Origin of the sequence: Janthinobacterium sp. LS2A, assembly GCF_036543145.1 — a bacterium.
Classification (GTDB): Bacteria; Pseudomonadota; Gammaproteobacteria; order Burkholderiales; family Burkholderiaceae_D; genus Janthinobacterium; species Janthinobacterium aestuarii.
The window spans coordinates 1-13,642 of sequence record NZ_JAZHPB010000015.1 but is presented as its reverse complement, the minus strand read 5'-3'; the positions used below and the strand labels follow the sequence as shown (position 1 = coordinate 13,642).

The window sequence follows — 13,642 nt, the reverse complement described above, 5'->3', positions numbered from 1 at the left end:
TATCACCTCATCTGCATGAATGGAACGGCTGGCCACAGACCAGGTACAGCGTGGTGCTGTCATAATCGGATCCTGATGCCAGGACGTGATGATGCTGCAAGGCCGCAGCGATCCAGCGGCCCCTGATCTGCTCAAGGTCCAACGAGACGGAACGGCCCTCCAAGTTGACTACCTGAACGGCGGTGACATATAGATCACCCGAGCGCCATTGCCCGATCGGGCGACTTCTAGTGCGCACCCCCCGAAACAGTCCCTCGATGCTTTTGCTGTCCATCGGTATGCTGCGTACGCCGTCGGACAAGGGTTTGAGACGCCGCGGCGCATACACAGTCTGCGCCGCATACCGCGTCAGTTGAACCATATCGAGTACAGGTGATTGCTCTTCCGCGCGATCCACCTGCTGCTGGTCTGCCGGCAGCTGGTCCTCATAATGGACCTCGACTTCCGAGCTGAGCCCGTCGACAGCACCCACACCCAGCAAATCCATAGGAATTGTTTGTCCGGTGACAAGATCATCCACCAGCACCCGGATGGGCGCGCTGCGTGGTGCCAACATCGTAAAGTACGCAGTCCGCCCGATAATCTGCATATCAACGTCAGCTTCCGCACCGGATGGCAGCGACACCGCCACGGGATTCGGGAACGTGACCAGCCTTTCGGTATTTCCCAACGATATCTTCAATGGGTGACGCTTGAATTCGATGCGTTCTGGCTTTGCGTTGACGCTACGCTCTGTCACTTGACGTTGTCGAGCCTCCTTTGCTTTGCGGGGGGCAGGATTGGAGTTTGCACCGGCGCGCTTTTCTGGCGCCGGGATACTTGGGCGCGATTCTGACGCTAGGTCGCCGCCGCTGGGCCTTACGACCGGGCTAGAAGAGGCATTTATTGCAGCGTTAGGTTCGACCGGTTGCGTGTGCACTTCTCCCAACTCCAACGTAGGGGGAACGACAGTGGCGGACTGCGCATGTACCAAATCGGCCGCGGATAGTTGGGACACCAGCAGCACCCCAATCGTTGAAAAAAGTCGACCGTTCATGCCATTCTCTCCTTCAATTAGCGGGGCACGCGCGGCAATGTCGCCGGGGCCAGATCCTGAGGCGTCGGCTTACGCTGCCCACCGGAAGTGCCGGAGGGTGGCGAAGTCGGGCCTGTCGTCGCCCCCTGCGTTTGCGACACGCCACCTTCCGCGAAGCTGCGATTCGCATACTCGTCGCTGTTCTGCACCACAGCACGATTGCCCTTGATTGCCACAGCCACCGCGTCAGGATCCAGCCGCTCCGGTTTCTTTTGCGCAGAATAGCAATCGATCGCCAGTTGCCATGGATTGAGTTCTCGGTCGACGTCATAGCGCACCACATGGAGCGGGTAACGCACATACGCGTCCTTTACAGGGACGCCGCGCGAGGACTCGATGATCTGGGTGTCGATTAGCACGTTCCACGAACCGTCGGCATGAGCCAGAACGCGGCCATCGCGATATCCCAGCCCAGGAATTTCCATGACGGAGCGCGTGCGTTGATCGAGTTCACCTTGCCCCGCACGAGTGGTCATATCGCTAATCAGCTGTTGCTGGCATGCTGGCGTGAAGAACGCCTGCAGTTTGTAGATTTGGTTGCCGTAATCCTGTTGCCCGTTCGAGCTCCAGCGATTGAGCTGCTGCCATATATAGAAGGCGAACAGGTACACATTCGAGGCAGGTACCTCCTTCCGGCCTACGTTGATCTGTGCCCCCGTCGTCAGATCCGGCGGGATATGCACCGTTACATCCCGCTCGGCGCTGCGCCAACCAAACAAGGCCATCACCGCCACCGTAATGGATGCGGCGACCACCCCGAGGAGGCACTTGATGTACCAGTTGGCCTGCGCCAGGGCGTCCGTATAGCGTGCCATGACTAGACTCCGACCTTTTTGACGGGTTGATTAGAACGATCTCCCTTCGCCGAACGACGTGGAAAAGGCACGCCACGTCCAATCTCCCAGTAGCCATCATGGTCGATGAAACGACTTTTGATCAGGCCGTTCTCCGCGAGCCACAGTTTGAAGCGGTGCTGATAATAATAGTCGGGCTTGTTGCGCTTCACCTTTGCCATCCAGCCTGCTGCTATCCACACAGTGAGCATGGGCGCCAGCGATGCGATCAGCACCCCCAGCGCCCATATCTTCGTCGCAAACGCGACCGCCAGGCCTATCACCGCATAAATCGGCATCACGATAAAAATGGCCATTTGTGCCTCGGAGGACGTCAGTCCGCGCAAGATGGCAGGTTCCCGATTTGCTCTGTCGGTCAATGGTGCATGGACACGGGCAGTGTCCACTTGTGCGCTGTCGGAAATATCGTCCATGATCAAGCCCAGGGTCGCGTCGATTAACGAAGTCAGAGGATGCCGTTAGCAGTCGTCAGCAGGTAAATCACCGCGACCAACATCAGTACACCGATGAAGAAGAACCATTTCAGCTCGCTCAACTCGACCTTACCTCTTCGCCACTCCCCAAATTTGGCGACGGCCCCCCCGCCGACTTCGATAAACGCCCAGGAGCCCACCATCAGCACAAAGACGGCAATGCCCTGCTTCCAGTATTGCCGCAACAGCTGCATGTAGTCCCCGGCCGCAGCACCGCCTGTGGGCTGTACGGCCGCAGGGAGATCTGCCATTGCCGGCGCTGCCACGAACGCCGCAGCAAGCAATAACAACATTGCTGCGATGCCACGGCGATTCACGCTGATGACCGGGCGGACATCGGTTGATACCGCCCCCTTTTTTTTCAAGTACGACATATAACCCCCCTGTTAAGGACCAACTAAGCGCCAGGCGTCGAACCGTCTGTTGCTTGTGGCCCGTATCTACATCAAAGATTTCGCGGTCATCAACAACATCGGCGCCACCGCGTTTAGCACCAATCGGATACTCGCGGCTGAGCTCCTATTGGCTCAGCACGTTCACTTCAAAAGATAGAAAAACACCGTCAATATGGTTACGACCCGCATCACCAGCCAGCCATTGCGGACAAATAGCTTGGGGCTATGCATGACTTCGATGAGCAGCATACGAACGGCGTTCGCTCCCCACACAACGAGAAAAGCGGCCAATGCGAGGCCAATGACCAAGGCCACGCCTGCTGCGGTACCACCTGATGCAGCGTCAAAGGCAATGCGCATAGTCGCGGTCATGGTGAAGCCCTCTCAATCTACGTTCTAGTTTCTGTAATCGCCGGCTAGCGGCTGCACATGTTGCGGCTGGCGCGGCCGTTGTAAATGGTCATCCACACCTGCGCGAACCAGCCGCAAATCACGCGCGAGCAAGTCATACCGGAAACGCGCCCCGCCACCGGACTCCGCCTCTTTAGCAGCATCGTTGATCATTCTTTGCAGCTGGCTCAGTTCATAGCTGATTCTCGTCAGATTCTCCCGCTCTGCGTCTTCATCCGCATGCGAGACAGGGGCGGCGGTCATTGCAATCGATATGACCAGCAATGCGGCCGATCGGAACCTCTTTATCAGCACAATGGATGGAAATTTCATCACGCCTCCCCCTCACAAGTATTTTTTGAAAGTGCTGACATACATGGACAGCGAAGCTGCTACCAGCACAGTAAAGACCAGCACCATGTACGCCGGGTTGAACCCGCCAAAAGGCCACGCCAGGTATATCCCGAAGCCACCCGATATCGACCAGGCCGTTGCCTTTTTTGCCCGGTGATAGACAAAGCTCGACTCGCGGCCACCACCCCAACGGCGTAGATCACGGCGCACCAGGCCATCGACGATCCCCAGCAAGCAGGCAAGCAGGAATGAAGGCAGCGCGAACAGGACGACGAACAATCGCATCGCTGTATCCATAGCGATGTACATCGCCACCATGAAGACCTTGGCAAGTTCCCGTTTGAGCAACGCCAGGGTTTTGCCGAGACTGTCGGCTGAGTCTGGTATCGGCTTTAAACTGGCTTCGTAATATTTCAACGCTCCCATAGCGATGAATGGGCGGGACACAGCCTTGATGACTTTATGTTCGAATGCCAAGGTATCTTGGATCAAGACCGACCGTGGATACTCGGCGATAAAACGAAGATTCTCCTCGACAAGTCCACGGGCGTGATCGATCCCCTTGTCGGCCCATAGCCACGAGGTCTGCATGCCCCCGTAGGCAATCATGACCCCTATCCCCCAAGCAAAAATCGTCGCCAGCGCGCCGCCAAAGGCGATCTCGATGACAATGCCTATTGGCCCTCTGCTGACCGGTCCCACCGTGGCGGCAGTGGACCTGGCGCTCGCTGCGTGGGCTGTCATGTCTGATCTCCATCAGCACCATCCAGCGCTTCACCAGACGCAGTCGTGCCAGCGGCCCCGGTGGTACCGACATCGCGCAGCGATGCCAGCACAGGCATATCCACTTCAGGTTCAACAGTCTCCTGCCCCTGCGCCATCTGGGCATCTAACTCAGTCGGCACGAAAATAGGTGTTGCAATCGGAAGCGTGACATCCACATCGGCGAACCAGTCGTTTTCTTTCCACCATTGTTCTGAGGTGCGATAGCGGCTACGCATATCTTCACAGACTGCTTTCAACGAGGTAGGGATATGCATGTCGTCGGCCGGATCGGCCAACGGGATTCGCAGCTTGTAGAGGCGGTTGCCCTCAAGAAGCGCAAACGCCTGCCCGGTAGGCAACTGCATGATGTCGGCGGCGTCGATCAGTGGGACTTCCTTGGTCGCCACGCGGTCTTGGTTGTTGGAGATGAAGTCGATGCCGTCCCCTTCTGCAGCCTTGTCGGTAACTCCTGACACCAGCGTGAGGGTGGCGACTTCTACCTTCGGTACCTGGTCGGCGATGAATTTGGCACTGTCGAGGTCTTTGGAGCGCAAAGTGATAACGTGATTGAAGTTTCCCAGCAGCTGTTTGGCCTTCGCAGAGTCTTTTAACTTCGCTTGCAGATCCGAGACGGTCTGAGTGTAGGCGGTCACGCGCATTCCAGCGCCGCCCATCCGGTTCACCATGGGGATGAACTCGTCTCCAAGTATTGATTCGACCTCATCGAAGTGGCCGCAAATTTGCGGAAGTAGTATCCTGCCGTCGGCTCTGTCCGGATCAATGCCATGTTTGTAGATTTTGCCGCCAATCGAGACGAGATCTGCGAGCATTGAATTGCCTACGGCGCCCGCAATGACAGGATCGGATAGCGCATCGAGGCCAGCATAGACAATACCTCCCTGGCGGATCACCTGCATCCAGTCGAAGATCGGTCGAGGGTCCTCCATATTGAAATAGTCTGGACTGATCAACTTGCCAATGGCGCCCGTCGTGAGCTTCTCTAGGAACGGCCCTAAAGAGGCAATGATCTTTTCGAAGAACGATTTCTCGTAGCTGACCGCAGTCGACAGACCATCAAGAATTGGGTCCTCGATTTGTTGTTGGAACCTTCGGGCCACGATAATTGTTGCCGCCAGGATCGGCTGGCGGTCCTGGAGCGAACGTGGTACAGGAATTTTCCTTTTCGATATCTCGGTCGCGCAGTTGTCGACTACATTTTCCCAGCCATGGATCCTCCCGTCTTTTTCCGCGCGATCCAGCGACAGTTTGGCATATGCTATGAAGAGCGGTTCGATGTCGGTGATATTGCGCAGTATGCCGTTGTAGGTGGGAACCTGGCCCAGCGCAACTTGGGCTTGCGCTACCAGATTGGTGAACCGCCAGGAGAATTCCTTGAACGCGGCCGAATTTCCACTGGAAGGCAACCCGTTTGTCGTCCGGGTGGCGATTTCGGTGATCCTGGCGAAGTTGCCGATTCCATTGTAGCGCGCCGAAAAGTCCGGATAACCGAGATGGAACAGGTATAAGTGATCGAGCCGCCGGGCCCTTGATGCTTCGGCGTACACACGCATCATCAGCTCGGCGTCTCCTTTGGGATCGATGATAATGACGACATAGCAGTCATGGATGTCCTGAGTGGCCAGCAATTCGAGCAGCCGCGTCTTCCCGACCCTAGTCGTCCCTTTGACCAGGACGTGGCCCGTTCGCGCCCCCTGCCGCAGTAGCACTGGCTTTTCGTTCGGTTCGACACCGTGTAACACGCGAGAACCGCCGAGATCGATCAGTGGCCGTACTGGATTCCACGGCACATCGCTCTTGGTGAGCGTCGCAACCTTCTGGAACATTGATGGCGAGCTTCGACCGCCGCCGGTCGAGAGCACCCAGCGCTCGTACCGTCGCATGGCTTGATCCAGCAGTAGGCGTTTGCGCGACAGGTTGACGAATGGATCAGCTTCCGGGCGATTCGCGTCGAGTTTGCGCTGGGTGTGCTTCTGGGTCCACAGAAACCCTTCGCCCAGATACAGCATGTCTTTGCTGCGCGCAATGCGGTGCAACTTCGTGTACGTAATCTTGTAGTGTTTCAAGCCATATTGGTACTTCCCGATATTTCGCGCCTGTTGGAATCTCACCGCAGCAAAGCCGAGCGCGATGGTGCCGGCCGCGTAGCCCAGCCGTGGCGGCAACATCAACGCCCAAGGCGCGCACAATGCCAAGATGCCACACGCTGCCGCCACAGCGGCGCTTTGGTACTCGACCTTGGGACGGAGCAAAGGCTCCAACACGTACGATGGGTTGGTCATCGTCCACTCCCAACGTACTGGCCAGCTGGAACCTGGCCACGCAAGTCCTGCAGCACGTCTCCGTGCTCGAGGAGCAGCAACGGATAGCGGTGAATACCATTGGCCTGCAATAGCCGCATCAGGTGCGGTGCTGGATGCGGCACCATCGGCAGCGAATTGGTGCGACGCATTGCTTTGAACGTTGAAACATCTTCCACGGAGACCACAATGCCGGCAGCACCATAGCGCACCAGTGCAGCATGGTTTTCGGTGAGCCATTGTGAAGAGAGCGGATCGCTCCCTACGATAAAGATAGGCCGCGTGAGCCATTCGGGTATGTCTACGACGTGTTTGATGTCTTCAAAACTGCCCGGTGACATTCCTTCGGCGCGCACTGGAAAAGAGACGAGAGGTGTTTCAGTGTCGCTTTCTGAACTGTCCAGCGCGTGCACCAGGTACTGGACGGAGCTTACTGTACGCCCCGTATCAAACAGTACCTGTGGGCCAGCAATCGTGGTTCCGAAACAGGTAAAGAATGAGGCGAGTAGTACGCCGCAAGAAATCCTAGCCATCATAGCCCCCCGCAATCGACGGGATCTGACCAAGATGCCGGAATACCGAAGTGGCATAAGGAACCCCGATGGCTGGATCGGCGTTATGGTAATTGGCTACCGCACGAAACCAGCTTCCGGACTTCTTGAAATGATCATGCAGCAACTCTGCGGCTACTTCCATATTGAGATATGGGTTCAGCGCCCGGGCCGGACTGCGCAGCTTCGAGCGGTGATACAACCAGCATATTTGGAGCAGGCCGATATCGACGAGCAAGGTCCCCATCCGCAAATAGTCCACCAGCGCAGCGAGAGCCGCGCGATAGCTGTCGAACCGCTTCGGCATGCCTTGAATGTTGAGTGTCCACGGGTAAGGTAGAACGTTATTTCCGAAGCGCATTTGCGACTCTTGCAATGCAACGGCATACAGTACTGGTGCAGGAACACGCTTCATCCTGGCCACATGCAGATATCCAGGTGGTATCGGAGCGGGACGGAGAGATTTGCTCTTCGCGATTACGTCGTTGGCCGATACGCTGCCCAAGACAGGGGCGACGCCCAACGCCAGGAAGTTGCGCCTGGTAATCATGGCCTCCCCCCACCTGTTGGTCGGGTCGGTCGCGTGGTTTGACGTGGTAGGTTGGCAGCATCAGCTTTACCGTTGGACACGTCGCCGGCTTGCAGGCCCGAGAAGTCGATGACCTTCTCATTTGGATACAGGCGTTGAATCGCAACTTGGTAAGCCGCTGCCCAGGCCAGTACACGTTCGGTGTCCTCATGCATCGCCTTGGCAAACATTTCCGCATACTTTCGCCGTTCGGCGTCGCTACGGGCGTGAATCCCCAGCGCTTCGACCGGCGAGAGATTCGGTACGGAGAAACTCGCACGCGGGCCTTTAAGCAGTATTTTTGCGCGCTCAAGCTCATCAGCAGTGAGTCCCCAAACTTGCCGCGCGATCTGGTCAGAAGCCTGTATTGAGGTCGCTTGTGCTTCCATCTGAGCCACCGCTGTCGGCTGCTGCGAGCGCGTAGCGATAGTCGTATTCGACGATGGTTGGGCGCCCACATTTGCAACCATCAACAGCAACGGGAAAATTGCAGTTTTCATAGCCAACTCGCCGGAGGTTATTCTTCTCTGCTCAACACGACATCGCCACGGTCGGTCGCCAAGATTGCGCGTTGACTGTCTACATCGGCGCGCTTGACAGTTACCCGCCCTTGCTTTTCGCCTTCGTTCAAAAATGTCACCTCCGCGCCGTCGCCACGTTTGCGGCCCACCACCACGGAAGGTTTTCCGCCCCATAGATCGATGGATAGTAATTGGGCCGAGTCAGGATCCGCGCGTAAAGGCGCAGGCACTGTGCGCGTTGGCGCAGCAGTCGAAATAGCCTTGGCCGGCCGCTTAGGTACATGAGTCAGTTTTGCTATCTGTTCCTTCAGCTCGACGACTCCTTGCTCGAGGTTGGCAAGCGTGTCGGCATTGCGTTGCAAGGCGTCCAGAATCTCCTTCGAGCCGTCATGATCAACCGGATTACCCTGTTGGTATCGCGCACCATCGTTTTCGGCAACTGGGGGGGACACAACGGTATCCACAGAGGCGGAATTTTCTACGGCTGACGCAGCTGGCATCACATTTGTTCCACTTGGGGTAGCCGCGTTTGCACGATTAACCTCAGCCTTTCTGGGTACCGGCACCACTTGGGAACTGGCGACCGGATCGGGAAGCTTTGCAGGCACTTGCGGCGCGCGCCCATTCATCGCTAGGTGCACAGCCACTAAGCCACAGCATGCCGTGGCGGCCCACAGCAGTGGCTTTTTCCAACGCCCTGTGACAGGTGCTTCTGGAACGACAGAACTGCCCACAGGAGCCGCTGGTCCTGCAGTGTTGGCTGTAGTGTTCGGTTGGGTCATGGCATATCCTCTTCCATAGTTGCCTGCATGGGAATCAGTCCGCAGCTTTAACGGATGTGACTGACGCATCCGGCTTGCTTCGCTCCCCCGACAGTTCCTAGTGCCGTGACTGCGGCCTCGGTTGGGACCGCAGGATGAAAGGAAATGCGCCTGCTGGCGTGATCGGTACTCAATGTGAAAGCGGGGCCTATCAAGATTCTTAGCATTGTGTCCACGTGGTAGGGTCCCAGCGTTCGTTGTGAGTCCGGCAACCGCTTGGCGAACAATGCAACCACCTGTGGATCCAGCAGCCTTTCCTCGACCAAGTCATATCCAGTACGAATGAGGAGATAGCGGATTGCCTCGCCAACTGTCTTGGTATTCATCCTGGGAAAATTCACTTGAGCGACGATACGCATGGGATCAATGTCGGCGGCACTAGGCTGCAGCGATATCGCTGTATATCGATTCACCAACGTTTCGTCGTCACTGGAGCGCACGGCCATCCTGCCTGGCAGCGAGATTTCTGCATTTGCAACCGCCGATACCATCGGCGTATCAGCCAGCGCGTCCCCGGCCGTCAGTAACAGTGCGATGAGAACGGGACTGAGCAAGCCCGGACGCTGATGCATATACGTCTCCCGAAAGTAACTGCAGTGTGTTCATGCGCATCAAACTTCGAGCGCTGCCCATACTCCAAACGCTGAGTCCTACAAAGTTCCCCGCCGCCGAGCGGGTATCTGATCGTCGCAGCATAGGAAATATCGCCAGTACCGTCCCCGGCAAATCGGTTCCACGTTGTGCCATTAAATAGTTGGCATGGTGGGCTGAATGTGATACGCGCTTCCGCTGGCAATGCCTTTCGTTGGAAAGCGCCAGGATTGAACCTCCAGACGAGGCAAATCCGAATATCTGGTGCTGTTGTGACAGCCACGGATGCCATACCTCTATTTATTAGTTGTCAAGGTGGTGCTATCCTGTAATGGCAAAGCGGGGGGGAAGGTGTCAAATGGAACATCGTACGGATTACGGGAAAGGGCGTGACTGGTTAAGGGCCTGATCTAAAAGGGTGCCGCATGCTGCTTTAACCCCGCAGCGTGCGGCAAAGGGATTTACCGGTACCCGATATACGGGTACGCTTTGCTCCCGTCGGGAGCAAAGCAAGGCGCAGAAGGAAAAATCGAAGGCGCTCCCCGGCCATGCACGCGTTACCATGCTTTGGTTTGCGTCACAACTAAAAAGGGAACCTTTCGAAGTCTCCTTTCACGATGAAGTCAACGCTGTGTCCCTATATCGTCATACTGGTGAAACATGCAATTCGAGCCATCTACCCCTCGATTACCCATCGCACAAGGGTCGCGCAGTACCGCTCCAGTCGTCTCGGACAGTCGAACAATTCAAATTTTTGAGATCGCTGAATTATTGGGGGAGACTGGCCTTGCCACGTGGATGCACCCACTGCTGATCTTGCTTGATTCCTATGCAGAAATCGAAGTGTTCGCTCCGAATGATGATCCACTACCAGCAGTCCAGTCTTTGTTGCAACGATATAGCCTGAACGGCAGCCCCCCCCGGGGAGGGAAATTCGCAGATGATTTGTGCAGCCTCCAAATCTTGCTTTATGGCGCAGCCTGGTTTACACCTGGCTCAACAATTCCTGTACTGACCTGGAACCCGCTCCAGATGACGTTCAGGCGATTTAAGGCGCTGCAGGGGCCTCATGGCAATTGGAAAGCCTGGAAAGACTCAGTGGTCAATCCCAGCCTGGACGAGGTGAGAAGGCATCTTTTAGCAAATTATGTCAAGGTAAATGGCTTCGTGTGACGGTATCCCAACTCGGGGGTGTTGTGTCAGGATGGATAATTTCCTTTGCGATCGCCACGGTAATCTGTGCTGCAGCAGCGCTCGGAGTCATCGAGATTCGCTGGACCAGCAAACAGACTTTACTGCGAAGATTAGCGCAAATGCTCCGGGACATTTCCCAATACATGGACGGCGGAGCGCCAGTGCATCACAGAGACGATGCCAGCGACAAGCGTCCCCTGGACAACATCCCAATGCCCGGTACTATTCATCACAGCGCCCCGCCTTTGAACCACGTGCGCATAGCCTATCGCGGATCCGAAGCTGGATGGTACAACGTGCTTCCCGCGAACGCTCTCATCTCCTGCATCGAAGGCGATGAGGTTATAAAGAAAATCATCCGCGCCTCCCGCGTTGCACCAGACATCTTTGCGCACGATCTTCATCCGGCTTTATTGCACTTTGCGGAGTTCGTCCAATTGCTGCCGGCATCCGAGTCCCACCATCACGCCAATCCAGGCGGCCTACTGGCTCACACGCTTGAAACTGTTTTGCACGCGCTGACTATCCGCACCGGCTACTTGCTACCGCTTGGCGCCAGCGCCGAAGTTATTGCCGCTCAAAGGGATTTCTGGACCTATGCCGTGTTTCTCGCGGCCCTGCTGCACGACGTCGGTAAGCCAATGACGGATCTCAAAATTCAATGGAAGCGTGGAAAAACCAGCGAACCTGTGCTCTGGTCAGCAGCCGCCGGCTCGTTGAACGACTGTGCAGCCACCGAATATTTCGTTGGTTTCAAAAAGAAGAGTGAGCGCAACTACGACTCCCATGCAAAACTTGGTGCCATGCTGCTCCAGCGGTTAGTTCCTGGCCCCACGCTCGCATCGATGGCGCACGTGCCAGCAGGGCTTCAAGAGTTGAACCAATACCTGGGCGGCGAACGCAGGGGCGCACTGCATGAGATTGTTCAAAAAGCCGACCAGGAATCAACACGCCGCAACCTGGCCACCGGCTCGCGCGCAAGGTTCAGCTCTGCCAGGGCTGTGCCCCTGATCGAACGACTCATGGGGGCCATGACCTCAATGTTCATGGAAGGTAGCCATCTGCCGCTCAATCGTGACGGGGCGGCGGGCTGGGTGTACGACGACTGCGTGTGGTTGGTGGCAAAGCGGTTGGCCGACAGCGTGCGTGAATTTGTCTTGCGCCAAGAAGAGAATGAGGAAGCCGGTTTTCCGGGCGACACAAAAAATGATCGACTTTTCGATGCATGGCAAGAATATGGCTACATCCGTATCAATCCAGCGACTGGTCAAGCGATATGGCGTGTAGTCGTGACTGGGACAAACCAGGCCGGCGAGATCGCCTATAGTCATGAACTCAGTGTCTTGTGCTTTCCCGTCGCAAAAGTATGGACTGATCTTTCCCAAATTCCAGAAGCGATGTCGGGCACGATCGAGATGTTGCCCACCGCATCGCAAGGAAAAACCAGCCGAGATCATCAATCCCAGCGCCCGTTGGAAGATTGTGATGCAGTACCCATGCCGGGTGATTCCCCGGAACCTGTTGACTCGAAGAAGGTGCCAGCGCCTAAGTTTGTCACCAGGGATAACAGGACCAGCAAAAAAATGACTACAGCAGACACCGACGATCTTTTGGACGAACGAGACACGGCCGAAGCGGAAGCACAGAATGCACGCCGCGACAAAGGCCGACGACAGCAGGAAGCCGGAAGTGAGACTGAACCAGGTCCTGCCCATCAGAATGATGCCGAGGATACCAACCCGGGGCAGGCCCCGAGACAAGAGGACATGGTTGACGCAACGCCTGCTCGTCCTTTTCCGGTTCCGCTGCCTATCGAAAAGCTACCTGCTTTGAAACAAAAAGGAACCAAGGAGCCATCGGCGCTCGCGGTCGACTTCATGAAGTGGGTGCAGCAAAATCTGGCGGACGGTTCGATGAAGCACAACGAAGCTGGCGCGCCGGTTCATTTCATCGAATATGGTATGGCACTGGTGTCTCCGCTAATTTTCCGACTGTATGCGGCAGCAAACGGCGGCCAAAAAGCAAGTACTGCATCCGAAGATGACGGCGATTTCGCGATGCGTGTTCAGCGGGAGCTCCTGCGGGCGCAGTGGCATGCCACTGCGCCTGGAGGGAAAAATGTCTGGACTCTCTACGTTTCGAAAAAAGGGGGACAGGCGGCAAATAAGTTGGCCGCAGTCGTGCTGAAAGATCCGCGACTCTGGGTAATGCCAGTGCCCCCTCCGAACCCATTTATCAGCGCAAAAAGCGATTCTTCGGGACCGCTGCCATGATCGTGAGTTCCAGCTCCAATTCCGCAGGTTATATTGGCACCTTTCTGCCGTCACGTACAGACAAGCGGCGTGTCCGGGGGGTTATCATGGCAACGATTGTATTCGGCAAAGGCATTGAACCTGGTGGCATGGAGCTGGAGGATATGCATTTCGAAGATATTTGTCCGGTTTGTGCCTATGAGCATGCACGGTACCGCATATGGGAAAGTGCAGAATCTGGGGCCATCAATCAACATAGCGGTATGTCCTGCCCGGCATGTGGCTACAAATTGCCTGACGACGAAGAGCAGTAATCGGTTTCGGTACCACCACACCGCCGCATTGTTCGGCATCGGCAAATACTGGGATATGTAAGGATTGTGGGTGTGTCGCTCTCAAAAAAACATAAACGAAGCCACTTAGCGAATGCTGTGAAGACAACGGACGCTTAGTGCTATGCCGCCTCCGGCTGATTCAGACAGCAATCGGCTGCGGATTCAATCGGTCAACGACGGCAACC

General features: G+C 56.3%; 16 protein-coding genes. 3 read left to right on the top strand and 13 right to left on the bottom strand.

Features of this window, described 5'->3' with window-relative positions; all coding sequences use genetic code 11:
- Positions 1 to 7 precede the first annotated feature (7 nt).
- The 13 genes from V3C40_RS27445 to pilL2 form a co-directional block, all read right to left on the bottom strand.
- Positions 8 to 1,036 carry a TIGR03749 family integrating conjugative element protein gene (locus tag V3C40_RS27445; RefSeq protein ID WP_331779050.1) on the bottom strand — a complete coding sequence of 343 codons (1,029 nt, stop codon included), beginning with the start codon at positions 1,034 to 1,036 and terminating at the stop codon, positions 8 to 10.
- A 17-nt stretch (positions 1,037 to 1,053) separates the two neighbouring features.
- Complete coding sequence (locus tag V3C40_RS27440; protein ID WP_331779049.1) at positions 1,054 to 1,890, bottom strand: PFL_4703 family integrating conjugative element protein; 837 nt, start codon at positions 1,888 to 1,890, stop codon at positions 1,054 to 1,056.
- Positions 1,891 to 1,892: 2 nt separating this feature from the next.
- The gene (locus V3C40_RS27435; protein ID WP_331779048.1) at positions 1,893 to 2,342 is read right to left on the bottom strand and encodes a TIGR03750 family conjugal transfer protein; all 450 of its coding nucleotides are present in this window, start codon (positions 2,340 to 2,342) and stop codon (positions 1,893 to 1,895) included.
- A 32-nt stretch (positions 2,343 to 2,374) separates the two neighbouring features.
- On the bottom strand, positions 2,375 to 2,776 hold the full coding sequence (locus V3C40_RS27430) for a TIGR03745 family integrating conjugative element membrane protein (RefSeq protein ID WP_331779047.1): 402 nt from the start codon (positions 2,774 to 2,776) through the stop codon (positions 2,375 to 2,377).
- 162 nt (positions 2,777 to 2,938) lie between these two features.
- Positions 2,939 to 3,169, bottom strand: coding sequence for a hypothetical protein (locus tag V3C40_RS27425; protein ID WP_065306253.1), 231 nt, complete (start codon positions 3,167 to 3,169; stop codon positions 2,939 to 2,941).
- A gap of 24 nt (positions 3,170 to 3,193) precedes the next feature.
- Positions 3,194 to 3,520: an integrative conjugative element protein, RAQPRD family gene (locus V3C40_RS27420; RefSeq protein WP_331779046.1), complete on the bottom strand. Its 327-nt coding sequence runs from the start codon at positions 3,518 to 3,520 to the stop codon at positions 3,194 to 3,196.
- Positions 3,521 to 3,532: 12 nt separating this feature from the next.
- Complete coding sequence (locus V3C40_RS27415) at positions 3,533 to 4,285, bottom strand: TIGR03747 family integrating conjugative element membrane protein (RefSeq protein WP_331779045.1); 753 nt, start codon at positions 4,283 to 4,285, stop codon at positions 3,533 to 3,535.
- Positions 4,282 to 6,606 carry a type IV conjugative transfer system coupling protein TraD gene (gene traD, locus V3C40_RS27410; RefSeq protein ID WP_331779044.1) on the bottom strand — a complete coding sequence of 775 codons (2,325 nt, stop codon included), beginning with the start codon at positions 6,604 to 6,606 and terminating at the stop codon, positions 4,282 to 4,284. The genes V3C40_RS27415 and traD overlap by 4 nt, the downstream gene beginning before the upstream one ends.
- Positions 6,603 to 7,037: a PFL_4695 family integrating conjugative element protein gene (locus V3C40_RS27405; RefSeq protein WP_331779043.1), complete on the bottom strand. Its 435-nt coding sequence runs from the start codon at positions 7,035 to 7,037 to the stop codon at positions 6,603 to 6,605. Before V3C40_RS27405 ends, traD begins: the two co-directional genes overlap by 4 nt.
- Before the next feature lie 112 nt (positions 7,038 to 7,149).
- Entirely contained in the window at positions 7,150 to 7,725 is a 576-nt protein-coding gene (locus V3C40_RS27400; protein ID WP_331779042.1) for a transglycosylase SLT domain-containing protein, read from the bottom strand.
- Positions 7,722 to 8,243, bottom strand: coding sequence for an integrating conjugative element protein (locus tag V3C40_RS27395; RefSeq protein WP_331779041.1), 522 nt, complete (start codon positions 8,241 to 8,243; stop codon positions 7,722 to 7,724). Before V3C40_RS27395 ends, V3C40_RS27400 begins: the two co-directional genes overlap by 4 nt.
- A 17-nt stretch (positions 8,244 to 8,260) precedes the next feature.
- On the bottom strand, positions 8,261 to 9,046 hold the full coding sequence (locus V3C40_RS27390; protein WP_331779040.1) for a hypothetical protein: 786 nt from the start codon (positions 9,044 to 9,046) through the stop codon (positions 8,261 to 8,263).
- A gap of 47 nt (positions 9,047 to 9,093) precedes the next feature.
- Positions 9,094 to 9,657: a PFGI-1 class ICE element type IV pilus protein PilL2 gene (pilL2, locus tag V3C40_RS27385; RefSeq protein ID WP_331779039.1), complete on the bottom strand. Its 564-nt coding sequence runs from the start codon at positions 9,655 to 9,657 to the stop codon at positions 9,094 to 9,096.
- 679 nt (positions 9,658 to 10,336) lie between these two features.
- On the opposite strand from pilL2, the gene V3C40_RS27380 reads away from it, so the two are divergent.
- The 3 genes from V3C40_RS27380 to V3C40_RS27370 are packed head-to-tail and all read left to right on the top strand — an operon-like array spanning position 10,337 to position 13,436.
- Complete coding sequence (locus tag V3C40_RS27380) at positions 10,337 to 10,849, top strand: hypothetical protein (protein WP_331779038.1); 513 nt, start codon at positions 10,337 to 10,339, stop codon at positions 10,847 to 10,849.
- Positions 10,846 to 13,143 (top strand): MobH family relaxase, encoded by a 2,298-nt coding sequence (gene mobH, locus V3C40_RS27375; protein ID WP_331779037.1) that lies wholly within the window; start codon positions 10,846 to 10,848, stop codon positions 13,141 to 13,143. The genes V3C40_RS27380 and mobH overlap by 4 nt, the downstream gene beginning before the upstream one ends.
- The gene (locus tag V3C40_RS27370) at positions 13,140 to 13,436 is read left to right on the top strand and encodes a hypothetical protein (protein ID WP_331779036.1); all 297 of its coding nucleotides are present in this window, start codon (positions 13,140 to 13,142) and stop codon (positions 13,434 to 13,436) included. Before mobH ends, V3C40_RS27370 begins: the two co-directional genes overlap by 4 nt.
- Positions 13,437 to 13,642 lie beyond the last annotated feature (206 nt).

What these genes read in the sequence shown, in the direction of transcription:
- V3C40_RS27445 (WP_331779050.1), bottom strand. Translation starts at nt 1,036, where the DNA reads ATGAACGGTCGACTTTTTTCAACGATTGGGGTGCTGCTGGTGTCCCAA.
- V3C40_RS27440 (WP_331779049.1), bottom strand. Translation starts at nt 1,890, where the DNA reads ATGGCACGCTATACGGACGCCCTGGCGCAGGCCAACTGGTACATCAAG.
- V3C40_RS27435 (WP_331779048.1), bottom strand. Translation starts at nt 2,342, where the DNA reads ATGGACGATATTTCCGACAGCGCACAAGTGGACACTGCCCGTGTCCAT.
- V3C40_RS27430 (WP_331779047.1), bottom strand. Translation starts at nt 2,776, where the DNA reads ATGTCGTACTTGAAAAAAAAGGGGGCGGTATCAACCGATGTCCGCCCG.
- V3C40_RS27425 (WP_065306253.1), bottom strand. Translation starts at nt 3,169, where the DNA reads ATGACCGCGACTATGCGCATTGCCTTTGACGCTGCATCAGGTGGTACC.
- V3C40_RS27420 (WP_331779046.1), bottom strand. Translation starts at nt 3,520, where the DNA reads ATGAAATTTCCATCCATTGTGCTGATAAAGAGGTTCCGATCGGCCGCA.
- V3C40_RS27415 (WP_331779045.1), bottom strand. Translation starts at nt 4,285, where the DNA reads ATGACAGCCCACGCAGCGAGCGCCAGGTCCACTGCCGCCACGGTGGGA.
- traD (WP_331779044.1), bottom strand. Translation starts at nt 6,606, where the DNA reads ATGACCAACCCATCGTACGTGTTGGAGCCTTTGCTCCGTCCCAAGGTC.
- V3C40_RS27400 (WP_331779042.1), bottom strand. Translation starts at nt 7,725, where the DNA reads ATGATTACCAGGCGCAACTTCCTGGCGTTGGGCGTCGCCCCTGTCTTG.
- V3C40_RS27395 (WP_331779041.1), bottom strand. Translation starts at nt 8,243, where the DNA reads ATGAAAACTGCAATTTTCCCGTTGCTGTTGATGGTTGCAAATGTGGGC.
- V3C40_RS27390 (WP_331779040.1), bottom strand. Translation starts at nt 9,046, where the DNA reads ATGACCCAACCGAACACTACAGCCAACACTGCAGGACCAGCGGCTCCT.
- pilL2 (WP_331779039.1), bottom strand. Translation starts at nt 9,657, where the DNA reads ATGCATCAGCGTCCGGGCTTGCTCAGTCCCGTTCTCATCGCACTGTTA.
- V3C40_RS27380 (WP_331779038.1), top strand. Translation starts at nt 10,337, where the DNA reads ATGCAATTCGAGCCATCTACCCCTCGATTACCCATCGCACAAGGGTCG.
- V3C40_RS27370 (WP_331779036.1), top strand. Translation starts at nt 13,140, where the DNA reads ATGATCGTGAGTTCCAGCTCCAATTCCGCAGGTTATATTGGCACCTTT.